The 15,106-nt window shown below is 57.5% G+C and carries 11 protein-coding genes; 4 read left to right on the top strand and 7 right to left on the bottom strand.

Annotation, left to right across the window (positions count from 1 at the left end; genetic code table 11):
* Positions 1-102 precede the first annotated feature (102 nt).
* The 7 genes from lpdA to gshA all read right to left on the bottom strand — a co-directional run bounded on the left by lpdA (position 103) and on the right by gshA (position 10,694).
* Positions 103-1,869: a dihydrolipoyl dehydrogenase gene (gene lpdA, locus PQR63_RS06345; protein WP_408166586.1), complete on the bottom strand. Its 1,767-nt coding sequence runs from the start codon at positions 1,867-1,869 to the stop codon at positions 103-105.
* Between the two features lie 140 nt (positions 1,870-2,009).
* Positions 2,010-3,692 (bottom strand): dihydrolipoyllysine-residue acetyltransferase, encoded by a 1,683-nt coding sequence (aceF, locus tag PQR63_RS06340; protein ID WP_408166584.1) that lies wholly within the window; start codon positions 3,690-3,692, stop codon positions 2,010-2,012.
* 154 nt (positions 3,693-3,846) lie between these two features.
* A complete protein-coding gene (gene aceE / locus PQR63_RS06335) occupies positions 3,847-6,543 on the bottom strand; it encodes a pyruvate dehydrogenase (acetyl-transferring), homodimeric type (RefSeq protein WP_408166583.1) in 2,697 nt (898 codons plus the stop codon).
* Between the two features lie 412 nt (positions 6,544-6,955).
* Entirely contained in the window at positions 6,956-7,303 is a 348-nt protein-coding gene (locus PQR63_RS06330; protein ID WP_408166581.1) for a hypothetical protein, read from the bottom strand.
* A gap of 96 nt (positions 7,304-7,399) precedes the next feature.
* Positions 7,400-8,071 (bottom strand): amino acid ABC transporter permease, encoded by a 672-nt coding sequence (locus PQR63_RS06325; protein ID WP_408166579.1) that lies wholly within the window; start codon positions 8,069-8,071, stop codon positions 7,400-7,402.
* A gap of 42 nt (positions 8,072-8,113) precedes the next feature.
* The gene (locus tag PQR63_RS06320) at positions 8,114-8,911 is read right to left on the bottom strand and encodes a transporter substrate-binding domain-containing protein (RefSeq protein WP_408166578.1); all 798 of its coding nucleotides are present in this window, start codon (positions 8,909-8,911) and stop codon (positions 8,114-8,116) included.
* Between the two features lie 178 nt (positions 8,912-9,089).
* On the bottom strand, positions 9,090-10,694 hold the full coding sequence (gene gshA / locus PQR63_RS06315; protein WP_408166576.1) for a glutamate--cysteine ligase: 1,605 nt from the start codon (positions 10,692-10,694) through the stop codon (positions 9,090-9,092).
* Between the two features lie 174 nt (positions 10,695-10,868).
* Between gshA and folD the strand changes: the two genes are divergently transcribed.
* From folD to PQR63_RS06295, 4 genes are all read left to right on the top strand, one after another.
* On the top strand, positions 10,869-11,714 hold the full coding sequence (gene folD, locus PQR63_RS06310) for a bifunctional methylenetetrahydrofolate dehydrogenase/methenyltetrahydrofolate cyclohydrolase FolD (RefSeq protein ID WP_408166575.1): 846 nt from the start codon (positions 10,869-10,871) through the stop codon (positions 11,712-11,714).
* Between the two features lie 6 nt (positions 11,715-11,720).
* The gene (locus PQR63_RS06305; RefSeq protein ID WP_408166573.1) at positions 11,721-13,817 is read left to right on the top strand and encodes a M3 family metallopeptidase; all 2,097 of its coding nucleotides are present in this window, start codon (positions 11,721-11,723) and stop codon (positions 13,815-13,817) included.
* A gap of 180 nt (positions 13,818-13,997) precedes the next feature.
* Positions 13,998-14,417, top strand: a complete 420-nt coding sequence (locus PQR63_RS06300) for a DNA polymerase III subunit chi (protein WP_408166572.1) — start codon at positions 13,998-14,000, stop codon at positions 14,415-14,417.
* 4 nt (positions 14,418-14,421) lie between these two features.
* Positions 14,422-14,970, top strand: coding sequence for a hypothetical protein (locus tag PQR63_RS06295; RefSeq protein ID WP_408166570.1), 549 nt, complete (start codon positions 14,422-14,424; stop codon positions 14,968-14,970).
* Positions 14,971-15,106: the final 136 nt, after the last annotated feature.

Below are 15,106 nucleotides of genomic sequence, written 5' to 3'. Positions count from 1 at the left end.
ACGCAGGCAATAAAAAACGGCTGGCATCTTGCGATGTCAGCCGTTTTTCTTTTCAGCGAAATACTCCCTCGCTGATGACTCCTCTTATTTCTTTTGCTTCTTTTACTTCTTGCGCATCGGCGGCAAGTCGGTGCAGACGCCCTTGTAGACTTCTGCCGCCATGCCGATCGATTCGCCCAGTGTCGGGTGAGGATGGATGGTCTTGCCGATGTCGACGGCGTCCGCGCCCATCTCGATGGCCAGTGCGATTTCACCAATCATGTCGCCGGCGTGCGTGCCGACGATGCCGCCGCCGACGATGCGATGTGTCTCGGCATCGAACAGCAGCTTGGTGAAGCCTTCCGAACGACCGTTGGCAACGGCGCGACCGGATGCGGCCCACGGGAAGTGGCCCTTCTCCAGCTTGATGCCCTTGGCCTTGGCTTCGTCTTCGGTGATGCCGACCCATGCCACTTCCGGATCGGTGTAAGCCACCGAAGGAATGACGCTGGCGTCGAAATGGCTCTTCTCGCCTGCTGCAGCTTCCGCAGCAACGTGCGCTTCGTGCACGGCCTTGTGCGCCAGCATTGGCTGACCGACCAGATCGCCAATCGCGAAGATGTGCGGCACGTTAGTGCGCATCTGGCTATCAACAGGAATGAAGCCGCGATCGGTCACGGTCACGCCGGCCTTGTCGGCGGCAATCTTCTTGCCGTTCGGGCTGCGGCCGACGGCCACCAGCACCAGATCATAAAGTTGCGGCTCAGGTGCTTTGGCGCCGGCTTCCGCTGCCTCAAAGGTGACCTTGATGCCTTCTTTCAATGCTTCGACGCCGACCGTCTTGGTCTTCAACATGATGTTGTCGAAGCGCTTTTCGTTGAACTTCTGCCAAACTTTAACCATGTCGCGATCTGCGCCTTGCATCAGGCCGTCCATCATTTCGACGACGTCAATACGTGCGCCCAGCGTGGAGTACACGGTGGCCATTTCCAGACCGATGATGCCGCCGCCGATGACCAGCATGCGCTTTGGCACCTGACGCAGTTCCAGCGCGCCGGTCGAATCGACGATGCGTGGATCTTGCGGCACGAAAGGCAGGTTCACCACCGACGAACCGGCGGCGATGATGGCTTGCTTGAACTTGACGGTTTTCTTGCTGCCATCAGCTGCTGTCACTTCGATGTGATTGGCACCGACGAACTGGCCAACACCTTGCACAACGTTGACCTTGCGCGCCTTGGCCATGCCGGCCAGACCACCGGTCATGGTACCGATGACTTTTTCCTTGTAAGCGCGCAGCTTGTCGATGTCGATTTCCGGCTTGGCGAAGTTAACGCCATGCGATGCCATCGCAGCTGTTTCATCGATGACGGCGGCGACGTGCAGCAGTGCCTTGGATGGGATGCAACCGACGTTCAGGCAGACACCACCGAGGGTCGAATAACGCTCGACCAGTACCGTATTCATGCCCAGATCGGCGGCGCGGAACGCAGCGGAATAACCGCCGGGGCCTGCACCGAGGACCATCATGTCGCATTCAATGTCGGCAGAACCGCCGAAGCTGGCTGCAACCGGAGCCGGTGCCGCTGCTACAGGCGCAGCTGGCGTAGGTGCTGGTGCTGCCGCAGGAGCCGGCGCGGCAGCCACATCGCCACTGGCTTCCACCAGTAGCAGCACGGAACCTTCAGCAACCTTGTCGCCTACTTTGACTTTCAATTCTTTTACCACGCCAGCTGTGCTGGACGGGATTTCCATGCTGGCCTTGTCGGACTCGACGGTGATCAGCGATTGCTCGACCTTGATGGTGTCTCCAACCTTGACCAGCAATTCGATCACTTCCACTTCTTTGAAATCGCCGATATCGGGGACTTTGACTTCGCTCAGACTCATGTCTTTACTCCGTAAATTCTGTTATTCGCTTATTTGCGCTGCGCGGTCTCATTACCGGAATGAACGCGCGACGCCGCTTAGTGCGTGCCTGAAACTGAAGCGCCGCACCGAGTTGAATCGGCACGGCGCAGCAGCAACAATTACAGCAGCGACTTACGCAAATCACCCAGCACTTCGGCCAGATAAGCCGAGAAGCGCGCGCCCATCGCGCCGTCGACCACGCGGTGGTCGTAGGACAACGAAGTCGGCAGCATCAGGCGCGGCACGAATTGCTTGCCGTCCCAGACTGGTTTGGTGATGGACTTGGACAGACCCAGGATCGCCACTTCAGGTGCATTGATGATCGGTGTGAAAGCCGTACCGCCAATCCCGCCCAGCGACGAAATGGTGAAAGTCGCACCTTGCATGTCGGCAGGCTTGAGCTTGCCGTCACGCGCTTGCGCCGACAGTTCGCCCATTTCGGTAGCAATCTGGCCGATGGTCTTTTGATCGGCGTTCTTGATCACTGGCACTACGAGGCCGTTCGGCGTATCGGCGGCGAAACCAATGTTGTAGTACTGCTTGAGGATCAGGTTTTCACCCTTGGCGTCGAGCGAGGAATTGAACGCAGGGAATTTCTTCAGCGCCGCAACGCTGGCCTTGATCACGAACGCCAGCATGGTCAGCTTGACCGGCGACTTGGCCTTGGCATAAGCGTCGTTGGACGACTTGCGGAATTCTTCCAGCTCGGTCACGTCGGCTTCGTCGAATTGCGTGACGTGCGGGATCATGACCCAGTTGCGGTGCAGGTTCGGACCACTGATCTTCTTGATACGCGACAGCGGCAGCAGTTCGGTCGGGCCGAACTTGCTGAAATCCAGCGATGGCCATGGCAACAGATCCATACCAGTGCCGCCGCCATTCTTGGCTGGTGCGGAGGCCGCTGTACCAGCGCCGCCGGCCAGTGCCGCCTTGACGAACTTCTGGATGTCTTCTTGCACAATGCGGTTCTTCGGACCAGTACCGACAACGCGTGTCAGATCGACGCCGAGTTCGCGGGCAAACTTGCGCACCGACGGCGATGCATGCGACTTGTTCGCAGCGCCTGGCGTAACGGAGGCAACCGCCATCGCTGGTGCAGCAGTAGCAGCAACAGCAGGTGCCGATGCCGGAGCAGCAGCGGCTGTTGGCGCCGGAGCTGCCGGCACAGGTGCAGCAGCGGCAGGCGCTGGAGCAGCCGCACCACCTGTAGCTTCCACCACGGCAACCAGTGAACCCTTGGCAACCTTATCGCCGATCTTGACTTTCAGTTCCTTGATCACGCCGGCATGGCTGGATGGAATTTCCATGCTGGCCTTGTCGGATTCGACGGTCAGCAGGGATTGTTCGATCTTGACGGTGTCGCCAACCTTGACCAGCAGCTCGATCACTTCGACTTCGGCGAAATCGCCGATATCAGGGACGAGGATATCTTGCAGGCCACCCGACGCTGCCGGGGCAGCCGCAGGTGCAGCTGGTGCAGGCGTGGACGCTGTCGCGGCTGCAGGTGCGGCGGCCGCCGCCGCTGCAGCCGGAGCTGCTGCCGGCGCAGTTGCAGCGCCAGCGCCTTCGGCGTCAACGATCACGACCACGGAGCCTTCGGCAACCTTGTCGCCGAGCTTGACGCGGATCTCTTTGACCACGCCGGCGTGACTGGATGGGATTTCCATGCTGGCCTTGTCGGATTCGACCGTCAGCAGGGATTGTTCGACTTTGATGGTATCGCCTACCTTGACCAGAACTTCAATGACTTCAACTTCTTTGAAATCGCCAATATCCGGTACTTTTACTTCGATTTGACTCATCTCTTGCGCTCCGTTTGTTCTGGATCCGGTGCGTTGCATGGGGATAAATGCAGCGCCGGATTTGTGTCCACTCATGTTGAAGGCGGCTTGCCGACATTAGTATGTCATGACAAGCCGCCTCGCTGATGGTTCAGGTCCAGCAGATTTCCAAAAATTACACGGTCACCGGATTTGGTTTTTCCGGATTGATGCCGTACTTGGCAATCGCTTCGGCAACCACGGAAGGCTTGATCTTGCCTTCGTCAGCCAGCGACTTCAGTGCAGCCACGGTCACATAGTGACGATCGACTTCAAAGAATTCACGCAGCTTGGCGCGGGTGTCGGAACGGCCGTAACCGTCGGTACCCAACACCTTGTAAGTACGGCCCTTTGGTACAAAGGCGCGGACTTGCTCGGCGTAGGTGCGCATATAGTCGGTCGAGACCACGATCGGGCCTTCGGTGCCTTCCATCGATTGCTCGAAGTGGCTCTTGCGAGCAGCTTCGGCCGGATGCAGCATGTTCCAGCGTTCCGAATCCTGGCCGTCGCGCGCCAGCAGCGTGAACGATGGTGCGGACCAGACGTCGGCGTCGACCTTCCAGTCGTCGCGCAGCAGATCCGCGGCAGCGATGACTTCGCGCAGGATGGTGCCGGAACCCAGCAGTTGCACGCGCAGCTTGTTCTTCTTGCTGCTCTCGTTCAACAGGTAGAGACCCTTGATGATGCCCTCTTCCTGACCCGGCTTGATACCTGGGTGAGCGTAGTTCTCGTTCATCACAGTGATGTAATAGAACACGTCTTCCTGATTGCCGACCATGCGGCGCAGGCCGTCATGGATGATCACGGCGACTTCGTGAGCGAAGGTCGGATCGTAAGGCACGCAGTTCGGGATAGCCGAAGCGAACACGTGGCTGTGGCCGTCTTCGTGCTGCAGACCTTCGCCGTTCAGTGTGGTACGGCCGGCAGTGCCGCCGATCAGGAAGCCGCGGGCGCGCATGTCGCCGGCAGCCCAAGCCAGATCGCCGATACGTTGCAGACCGAACATCGAGTAATACGTGTAGAACGGAATCATGATGCGGTTGTTGGTCGAGTACGAAGTCGCCGCAGCGATCCACGAGCTCATACCGCCGGCTTCATTGATACCTTCCTGCAGAATCTGGCCGGCCTTGTCTTCGCGGTAGTACATGACCTGGTCTTTGTCGACCGGTTCGTACAGCTGACCGACCTGGCTGAAAATACCAATCTGACGGAACAGGCCTTCCATACCAAAGGTTCGCGATTCGTCGACCATGATCGGCACCACGCGTTGACCCAGGCTGCTGTCGCGCAGCAGCGCTGTCAGCACGCGCGAGTACGCTGCGGTGGTGGAGATTTCACGGCCTTCGGCGGTTGGTTCCAGCATGACCTGGAATGCCGACAACTCAGGCACCACCAGCTTTTCGTCAGCTTGCGGACGGCGTTGCGGCAGATAGCCACCCAGTGCTTTGCGGCGCTCGTGCAGGTATTGCATTTCCGGGGTGTCGTTGGACGGCTTGAAGAACGGAATGCTCGGCAAGTCGGCGTCGGAAATCGGCAGTTGGAAACGGTCGCGCATGGCCTTGATGGCCTCGTCGTCCAGCTTCTTGGTGTTGTGTGCGGTGTTGCGTGCTTCACCCGCTTTGCCGAAACCATAGCCCTTGATGGACTTGGCCAGGATGACGGTTGGTTGATCCCTGCTGTCCTGTGCAACCTTGAATGCTGCGTAGATCTTGTGCGGATCGTGGCCCCCGCGAGTCAGGCGCCAGATGTCGTCGTCGGACATCTTGCTAACCATTTCCAGCAGCTTCGGATGCTTGCCGAAGAAGTGCTTGCGTACGAACGCGCCATCCTTGGCCTTGTAGTTCTGATATTCGCCGTCGACGGTTTCCATCATCACTTTTTGCAGGATGCCTTCTTTGTCCTTGGCCAGCAGCTCGTCCCAGCCGCTGCCCCAGATGACCTTGACGACGTTCCAGCCGGCGCCGCGGAAATCGGATTCCAGCTCCTGGATGATCTTGCCGTTGCCGCGCACCGGACCATCCAGGCGTTGCAGGTTACAGTTGACCACGATGACCAGGTTGTTCAGCTTTTCACGGCCGGCCATACCGATGGCGCCCATCGATTCCGGTTCATCCATTTCACCGTCGCCGCAGAAGGCCCAGACCTTGCGGTTGTCGGTTTTGGCAATGCCGCGTGCGTGCAGGTACTTCAGGAAACGCGCCTGATAGATCGCCATCAATGGACCCAGGCCCATCGACACGGTCGGGAACTGCCAGAATTCAGGCATCAGCTTCGGATGCGGATACGAGGACAGACCATGACCATCGGCTTCGCGGCGGAAGTGGATCAGTTGGTCTTCGGTCAGACGGCCTTCCAGGAACGCGCGCGCATAGATGCCTGGCGAGGAGTGACCCTGGATGTACAGCAGGTCGCCGCCGTGGTCTTCGGTCGGAGCGTGCCAGAAATGGTTGAAACCAATGCCCAGCATATTCGCCAGCGAGGCAAACGAGGACAAGTGACCGCCGAGGTCGCCGTCGACGCGGTTAGCCTTGACGACCATCGCCATGGCGTTCCAGCGCATCCACGAGCGCAGGCGTTCTTCGATTTCCAGGTTGCCCGGGCAGTGCTCGCCCTGATCGGCAGGAATGGTGTTGACGTAAGCGGTATTGCTGGAGAACGGGATGTGGGCACCACGGCGGCGGGCCAGATCGACCATGCGCTCCATCAGGTAATGTGCACGTTCCGGGCCTTCTGCTTCGATCACGGCTTCGAGGGCGTCGAGCCACTCTTGCGTTTCAATCACATCGGGATCGTTGGCGGCTTGCGCCAGGACTTGGTCGATTTGGGCTGACATGGTATGTCTCCTGAGTTGATAGGGATCGGCGGGGAGGCCGGATCGTTAAGCTGCAATACTTAATCTGTAATACGAACCTGCATGCGAGACCGCACTTCTCAATCTGTCACGCGAAGCTGCGATGCGTCGTGGCGGGGTTCTCGCGGTTCTTTTAGCCAATAATGTACGGTCTTTGTGCCGCGTGGACGAGGCATTTTAACAGGGCTTTTTGCATTTTCAAATAGCGATATTTGATTTCATATTATGGGAAATTGCTGCAAAGCGGCATAAACAGGGCTTCTTACAAGACCCAAATATCAGACCCTCCTAAAAATCAAGGCTCCCGGCTTGGTTGCACCGCCGCAAAAGCAAGCCCCACCTGTAAAAGAGGCCTGACATGTTTCAGCATGCAGGCCCACTCTTGTTTTCAGTCTCACTTCCATACGCCGGTTTCGCGCTGGAGAAGTTTGCCCCCCTTGAATATCTGTAATTGCCCTTCTTCCAGCACCTTATATAGATACGCACCGTTTTTGAACTCATAGCCGATAAAACGGCCTTGCCCATTTGCAAGCGTTAAAGTCCGCCCTTTCAGTTTGATTCGATCGCTTGGTTTGCCGTTGCGCGTGCCGACGTAGTCAACTTTGCTGCAAGTTACCTCGCCTTCTTCGCAATGCGTCGTGATGTCAATGGTAAAAGTTTTGGTCACCAGGGTTTGCACATTGCCTGCATGCGCGATGGAAGCCAGGCCAAACAGTGTGGGAATGAGAAAGAGCCTCTTCATGTATTACCTTTCAAAAAAATGACCGTGTCAAAAACAGGGATTTCTCCCAGCCCGGTCAGTGGTAAAAAACTGCAAGCATTCGAGCCGCTCGGCATGTCAGAATGACGGCCGATAAGCCTTCTTGAAATGCGCCTCTACCCGGCGGTGGATGCCGTACTCATATAAGAGGCACAAGCCCCAATAGATAAATGCTGCTATTAAATAGAAGGTAAATGGCTTGAAAGTGACCGAAATGATGTCGCCGGTGTATTTCATCAGTTCGGCCACCGTAATCACCGACAGGACTGACGTATCTTTAAACAGGCTGATCAGCGTGTTGCTGATGCCTGGAATAGCCAGCCGGAACGCCTGCGGCGCGATGATGCTGCAGATCGTCTGAAATCGTGTCAGCCCAAGGCTATAGCCGGCGCCCCATTGCCCGGCAGTAACGCCCTCCATGGCGCCGCGCATGGTTTCCGACAAATAGGCGCTGGCGTTTGCCGTCAATACCAGCGTCCCGATCACAATCAGCGGCAAATCGACGCCCGCTGCGCCCAGCCCGAAATAGATCAGAAAAGCTTGTATCAGCTGAGGCGTACTGCGCAGAAAACTCACATAGACGCGCGCGCAACCGGCCAGCACCGGCACCCGCTCGTAGCAAATGAACGTCACCAGCATGCCGAGTGGCAATCCGAACAGCATGCCAAGTACGGCATATAACAAGGTGTAAAGCGTCCCCAGCAAAATAAGATTGCCGGATTCGGTGACAAGAGAAAGAAGCTCAGCCATGAAGGAAGTCAGCCGTGGATAGTCAAGGCAAGGACGCCGGCATTATTGGCCCGGCAGACGGGAAGCATCCAGCCCGAACCATTTCTGCGAAATGCGGGCGTAGCTGCCGTCCCGGATCATGTCGGCAATCGCGGTATCGATGGCAGCCTTGAACCTGGGATTGTTCTTCTTGAAAGGAATGCCCTGTTTTTGGATGTCGCCGATAGCTGCGGCGACTCGCAGGGGTAATTTGGCCTCCTGAATCATGTAAGGCACCAGCAGACGGTCGTTCAATGCGGCATCAATACGGCCATTCGCCAGATCCTGCAAATTGAGCGGTGCCGAAACATACGTCTTGACGTTGATCCCACCGACCGCATTGAGCGTTTCTGCGTAGCTGCTGCCCTGCCCCACACCGACGCTCTTGCCCTTGAGGCTGCCGAAGTCGCGATATTCGGCCTTGTCGTCTTTGCGCAGAATCAATTGTGCCGTGGAGTAGGTATAGGGACGTGAGAAGTCGAACTCGGCCTCTCTTTTCGGCGTCATGGTGACCTCCGAAATGATGGCGTCATATTTACCGACTTGCAGCCCGGCGAGGATACCGACCCACTCCGTAGCGACGAATTCCACCTTGACGCCCAGCTTGTCCGCCAAGGCACGCGCGAACTCGATGTCAAAGCCTGTCAGCTCGCCGGTCTTTTTGTCTTTGAAGTTGAACGGCGGATACGTGCCCTCGACCGCCACGCGCAACGCGCCTCGCGCTTTGACGTTATCAAGCAGATCCTGCGCCAAGGCAATCGTGCCCGCGGAAGCAAGCAAACCCAGAAGACATACCGTAATGATCTTTTTCACACGCATCATCGCACCTCGCCGTTAGCTGAATCGGGCGGAATATACGCGAAAAGAATTGATTTTTAAGCCGCTTTGCGGAGCGACAAAGCAAAGACGGCGAACAATCCAAAAATGATTGCTCGCCGCTAGAATTTATTCAAATGAATGTCCCGGTTATCCGGCAACAATCAGGTATTCAGGTCAGGGATCAAACGCTGATATTTCCCAGCGTACTGGCCCGGTAAGCTGCTACAAAGGTATCGAAATCGCCGATCTGGGTGCTCTCGATCGATTGCTGCTGTTCGAGAGAAGTTTGAGCGGTGGCGTTGAATTCTGCCGTCAATTCCGCACTCAATGGACGCGCCAGGAATTGCTCTGCCTGGCTGCGGCTCAGGTTCAGTGCGAATTTGGCGAACGAATTATCGGCTGCACGCACTTCTCTCAATACGCGGGCTGATGGCGTCAGTTCGACATCGCGCAACTTTTCGCGCTGCGCCTGCAAGGCCTGCGCATGCTGTTCGCCACCGGCCTGGGCATCCAGCAAAACGGCGATAGGCTGCATCCGGTCCAGCAACTCGAATCCCCATGCCTGCAGGCCAATGGATTTTCCCTCTTGTTCCAGTTGCAAGCCCGGGCGACGGCCTTCCTTGACTACCTTGGAGAAGTTACAACGGCTTTCAGCGCCGCTTTCATCCGACGTCAGCGAACTCTCTTCGAACGCGATGAAATGCAGGAACACGTCGAGGAAACGCGACGCCTGCAGGCTCACGCCAAGCGGCTCGAACGGATCGATGTCCATGCAACGCACTTCAACATACTGCACGCCGCGCGCGGCCAGCGCCTGCACCGGACGTTCGCCGCTATAGATCACGCGCTTGGGGCGAATCGCCGAGTAGTACTCGTTTTCAATCTGCAGAATGTTGGTATTGATCTGCACCCATTCGCCTTCACGCTTGGTGCCGATGGCTTCGTACGCAGGGTACGGCTGGCTTACGGCTTGCGAGAGGCTCTTTATATAGCTGTGCAGATTATTGTAGTGCGGCGTGATGTTAGCCTGGGCGTTACTCTGATAGCCAAGATCGCTCATGCGCAGGCTGGTCGCATACGGCAGGTAAAGCGTGTCGTCGCTCAGCGTCTCCAGCTTGTGCGGACGGCCGCGCAGGAAATTCGACGCCAGCGCCGGCGATGCGCCGAACAGATACATCAGCAGCCAGCTGTAGCGGCGGAAATTGCGAATCAGCGCAATGTAGCTCTCTGATTGGTAATCACGTGCGGAAAACGACGGCTCCACGCTTTGCTCGCGGTCATCCAGTTCGCGCAGCAGCGTCCAGACGCCTTCGTTGAGCGAAAAGTTGTAATGAATGCCGGCGATGCATTGCATGGTCTTGCCATAACGCAAGGCCAGGCCACGACGATAGACATGTTTCAGCGTGCCGATGTGCGAGGTGCCGTACCAGGCGATGGGGATATCTTCCTCGGGCGGAAGCACACAGGGCATGGACTCGTTCCACAGCAACTCGCCGTTCAGGTTGGCGTGCACAAAACGATGGATTTCATCGAGTCGTTTCAGGGCCGTGGCGATGTCGTGTTCAGCCGGGGTGATGAACTCAAGCAAGGATTCCGAATAGTCGGTCGTGATCTGCTCGTTGGTCAGCGCAGAACCCAGCACGGCCGGATGCGGCGTGGTCGCCAACTGTCCTTCGGGGGTCACGCGCAGGGTTTCCCGTTCCACGCCGCGCAAGCCTTGTCCAAGCAGCGCGCGGTTTTCCGGGCTGGCAAATAGGGCTAAGCGGCGGGTGAGCAGATCGGTCATTCAGGGTCCTTCGATGAATTAGTTGGCGGAGCATAACCGAAAATTAAAATCTGCGTCGTCGGGCTCCGAATCTTCAAATGGGCAATTTTGCTCGCGTTCGGTGCGTCTGACACCCTGCCCTGCGCAGCCCTTTATAATGTCGCTTTATTCTTCCACATTGAGCCTTTCCCCACCATGCCAGCACAATTAATCGACGGTAACCTGCTCTCCCAACAACTGCGCACCGATGTCGCCAAACGCGCCGCCGCCCTCACCGCCAAGGGCAAACAGCCCGGTCTGGCCGTGATTCTGGTCGGCGACAGCCCGGCGTCCCAGGTCTATGTGCGCAACAAGGTCAAGGCCTGTGAAGACAACGGCCTGCACTCGGTGCTGGAAAAGTATGAGGCCACGCTGACCGAAGCCGATCTGCTGGCACGCATCGATGCGCTCAACAAGGATCCGAAGATCAACGGCATTCTGGTGCAGTTGCCGCTGCCGGCGCACATCGACGCCAATAAAGTGATCGAGGCCATTGCCGCCGACAAGGACGTGGATGGTTTTCACATCAGCAACGCCGGCCTGCTGATGACCGGTCAACCGCTTTTCCGCCCTTGCACGCCTTACGGCGTCATGAAAATGCTGGAATCCATCGATTATCCGGTGCGTGGCGCCAATGCGGTTGTAGTCGGCGCTTCCAACATCGTCGGCAAGCCGCAGGCAATGTTGCTCTTGCAAGCTGGGGCAACCGTCACTATCTGTAATTCCAAGACCCGCGATCTGGGCCACCATACCCGCCAGGCAGATATTCTGGTGGTGGCTACGGGCAAACGCAATATCGTCACCGCCGACATGGTCAAACCCGGCGCTGTCGTTATCGATGTCGGCATGAACCGTGACGATAACGGCAAGTTGTGCGGCGATGTGGATTTTGCCAATGCCAAGGAAGTCGCAGGTTACATCACCCCCGTGCCCGGCGGCGTGGGGCCGATGACCATCACCATGTTGCTGGTCAACACTATTGAAGCTGCCGAAAGAACCTGAGTCCCCATGACCACCACAGCCACTACAGATACCGCAAACACTCCTGATAACAACCCGTTGCTGGACTTTTCCGGCCTGGCGCGTTTCGACGCGATCAAGCCGGAGCACGTCACGCCCGCCGTCGAAACCCTGCTGGCCAAGGCCACCACGCTGGTCACCGAGCTGGAAGCGCCGATGACGCATGTCAACTGGGCCAATTTCGTCGAGCCGCTGGAAAACGCCACCGAGCAACTGGGCCGTGCCTGGAGCATCGTCGGACATCTGAATTCGGTGGTGGACACGCCGGAACTGCGCGCCACCTACAACGAAAACCAGCCCAAGCTGGTCGAGTTCTGGACCGCGCTGGGCCAAAACCTGGCCTTGTTCGAAAAGTACAAGGCCGTGCAAACCGGCCCGGAATACGCCGGCCTGTCGGCCGCCCGCAAGAAAGTCATCGACAACGCCGTGCGCGACTTCCGCCTGTCTGGCGCCGAGTTGCCTGACGATCAGAAAGAACGTTTCGCCGAAATCCAGGAAAAGTCAGCCGCGCTGACCACCCGCTTCTCGGAAAACATCCTCGACGCCACCAACGATTTCGGCTTGTTCGTCGAAAACGAATCCGAGCTGGCCGGCCTGCCGGACGACGTCAAGCAAGCCGCACGCGCGGCCGCCGAAAAAGACGGGACGCCTGGCTTCAAGTTCACGCTGCATTTCCCGTCTTACTTCCCCGTCCTGCAATACGCGCACAGCCGCAGTCTGCGCGAAAAGATCTATCGCGCCAACGCCACCAAGGCCTCGGAACTGGGCGCCAAGCCGGAATGGGACAATACCGCCAACATGCAGGAAATCCTGCAACTGCGCCACGAAGAAGCCGTGATGCTGGGCTTCAAGAATTTCGCAGAATTATCGTTGGTACCGAAGATGGCGCAGTCGCCGCAAGAAGTCATCGGCTTCCTCGAAGACCTGGGCCGCCGCGCGCGCTCCTATGGCGAAAAGGACTTGGCGGAACTGCGTACCTTTGCGCACGATGAACTCGGCCTCGACACGCTCGAAGCCTGGGACATGACCTACGCCGCCGAAAAGCTGCGCGAACAGCGCTACGCTTTCTCCGAGCAGGAAGTGAAGGAATACTTCCCGGAACCGAAGGTGGTCGAAGGCCTGTTCCAAGTCATCCAACGCCTGTTCAACGTCAACATCAAACCCGACACCGCCCCGGTCTGGCATCCGGACGTCAAGTTCTTCCGTATCGAGCGCGACGGCAAACTGATCGGGCAGTTCTATCTTGATCTTTACGCCCGCAGCGGCAAACGCGGCGGCGCCTGGATGAATGACGCACGCTCGCGCCGCATGACTGTCAATGGCGTGCAGACGCCGATCGCTTATCTGGTCTGCAACTTCACCGAACCAATGACTGTTGATGGCGTGAAGAAGGCGGCGCTGTTCACGCATGACGAAGTCATTACTCTGTTCCACGAATCCGGCCACGGCCTGCACCACATGTTGACGCAAGTCGACGAAGTGGGCGTGTCGGGCATTTCCGGAGTGGAATGGGATGCGGTTGAATTGCCGTCACAGTTCATGGAAAACTTCTGCTGGGAATGGGACGTGCTGCAACACATGACCGCCCATGCCGACACCGGCGCACCGTTGCCGCGCGAGCTGTTCGACAAGATGACGGCTGCCAAGAACTTCCAGTCCGGCTTGCAGATGCTGCGCCAGGTTGAGTTCTCGCTGTTCGACATGCACATCCATTACGACTACGACGCCTCCGGCAAGGATAGCGTGCAATCCGTGCTGAACGCCGTGCGCGACAAATTTGCCGTGATCCGTCCGCCGGAATTCAACCGCTTCCAGCACTCGTTCAGCCATATCTTTGCAGGCGGCTACGCGGCCGGCTATTACAGCTACAAGTGGGCGGAAGTCTTGTCGGCCGACGCTTACAGCGCGTTTGAAGAAGCTGCAGCCAAGGGCGACAACGTGGTCTCGATCGAAACCGGCCTGCGCTTCCAGAAGGAAATCCTGGCGGTCGGCGGTTCGCGTCCGGCGATTGAGTCGTTCAAGGCTTTCCGCGGTCGTGAACCAAGTATTGATGCCCTGCTGCGCCATAGCGGCATGGCAGCCTGATCGGGTAACTGCAATAAAATCCCTGTCGTCCCAGCGCACGCCGGGACCCAGCGTCGTGACAACGGTCGGCACGACACTGGGTCCTGACTTTCGTCAGGACGACGGGTATCGTATAACGCTACCCGCGTTTAATTCCTTCCTCAGGTTTTCCTCCTCCCTGGATATGTCTATACTTCGTCCATGACCCGCATCGATTTCCACAGCAACGTCCCCAATAAACTCGCCTACGCCTGCCGTCTGGTGCGCAAGGCGCGCGCCGCCCAATGCAAGATTGTGCTGCTCGGCAAGGATCGCAACGAACTGGCCCAGCTTGATCAATTGCTGTGGTCGTTTTCGGAACAAGACTTCTTGCCGCATGTGCATGCAAACGATCCGCTGGCTGCGCAGACGCCGGTGATTCTGACCGACAGCGAGGCCGTGGATCTGCCGCATCACCATGTACTGATCAATTTATCAGGTACGACACCGGAACACTTCGCCCGCTTCGAGCGCATGTTTGAGATTATTTCGTCCGACGAAGCCGACAAGGCCGCCGGGCGTGATCGTTACCGCTTCTATAAAGAACGCGGCTATCCGTTGAGCCATTTCGTCGCAGATTGAAGCCATGAGCCAATCTTCCGCCGACAACAGCATCCCGCTCCTGACCGAAGTCATTGCTACGCCTGCCGGAGCGGACACACCGCAGCAAGCACCTACATCGCCGCCAAACGCACTGTATTGGGAAGACGCTCCGGCGCAGCAGCCGATACAAACGTACGACTACGGCCAAGCTCAGCCAGACTATCATCAGCATTACCAGCCTGAGGCGCAGCAATACCAGCCAGTTCAGCAGCCGATTTACCAACCGACATTCGACGCACCGCCGTTACCGGTGCCCGTCAGCACACCATTACCGGTCGCTGCGCCCGTTCCGACGGCGGAGCAGCTTCAGCAGCTCCGCCAGGAAATCCAGGACAACATCATGCAAAAGATGCTGGGCCAGGTCGACAATGTGCTACACCAGCATTTGCAGGATCATCTGGCAGTCATTCTGGACAACATGGCCGACATCCTGAAGACTCGCGTACGCGCCAGTCTGGAACAAGCCCTGGCAGAAAGCGTCACACAGGCGCTGGCGGAAGAAATGGCAAAGTTTGAAAATACAAAATATTAAGTTTTTTGCAAAAATATTTTCTTTTTTGAACACATAAAGCAGGTTTCTATTTAAAAATAGAAATACAGGCACGCCGATTGCTTACCTAAAAAACTGATTACTTCTTACAATTTCACCCATTCAGGGAACATGTAAT

Source organism: Herbaspirillum rhizosphaerae, assembly GCF_046025915.1.
Taxonomy (GTDB): Bacteria; Pseudomonadota; Gammaproteobacteria; order Burkholderiales; family Burkholderiaceae_D; genus Herbaspirillum; species Herbaspirillum rhizosphaerae_A.
Note: the sequence above shows the minus strand (reverse complement) of the source record. Positions and strands in the feature narration are given on the sequence as shown.

Bases quoted from the DNA above. Each gene is read 5' to 3' on its own strand.
- lpdA (WP_408166586.1), bottom strand. From the start codon at position 1,869: ATGAGTCTGAGCGAAGTCAAAGTCCCCGATATCGGCGATTTCAAAGAA.
- aceF (WP_408166584.1), bottom strand. From the start codon at position 3,692: ATGAGTCAAATCGAAGTAAAAGTACCGGATATTGGCGATTTCAAAGAA.
- aceE (WP_408166583.1), bottom strand. From the start codon at position 6,543: ATGTCAGCCCAAATCGACCAAGTCCTGGCGCAAGCCGCCAACGATCCC.
- PQR63_RS06330 (WP_408166581.1), bottom strand. From the start codon at position 7,303: ATGAAGAGGCTCTTTCTCATTCCCACACTGTTTGGCCTGGCTTCCATC.
- PQR63_RS06325 (WP_408166579.1), bottom strand. From the start codon at position 8,071: ATGGCTGAGCTTCTTTCTCTTGTCACCGAATCCGGCAATCTTATTTTG.
- PQR63_RS06320 (WP_408166578.1), bottom strand. From the start codon at position 8,911: ATGATGCGTGTGAAAAAGATCATTACGGTATGTCTTCTGGGTTTGCTT.
- gshA (WP_408166576.1), bottom strand. From the start codon at position 10,694: ATGACCGATCTGCTCACCCGCCGCTTAGCCCTATTTGCCAGCCCGGAA.
- folD (WP_408166575.1), top strand. From the start codon at position 10,869: ATGCCAGCACAATTAATCGACGGTAACCTGCTCTCCCAACAACTGCGC.
- PQR63_RS06305 (WP_408166573.1), top strand. From the start codon at position 11,721: ATGACCACCACAGCCACTACAGATACCGCAAACACTCCTGATAACAAC.
- PQR63_RS06300 (WP_408166572.1), top strand. From the start codon at position 13,998: ATGACCCGCATCGATTTCCACAGCAACGTCCCCAATAAACTCGCCTAC.
- PQR63_RS06295 (WP_408166570.1), top strand. From the start codon at position 14,422: ATGAGCCAATCTTCCGCCGACAACAGCATCCCGCTCCTGACCGAAGTC.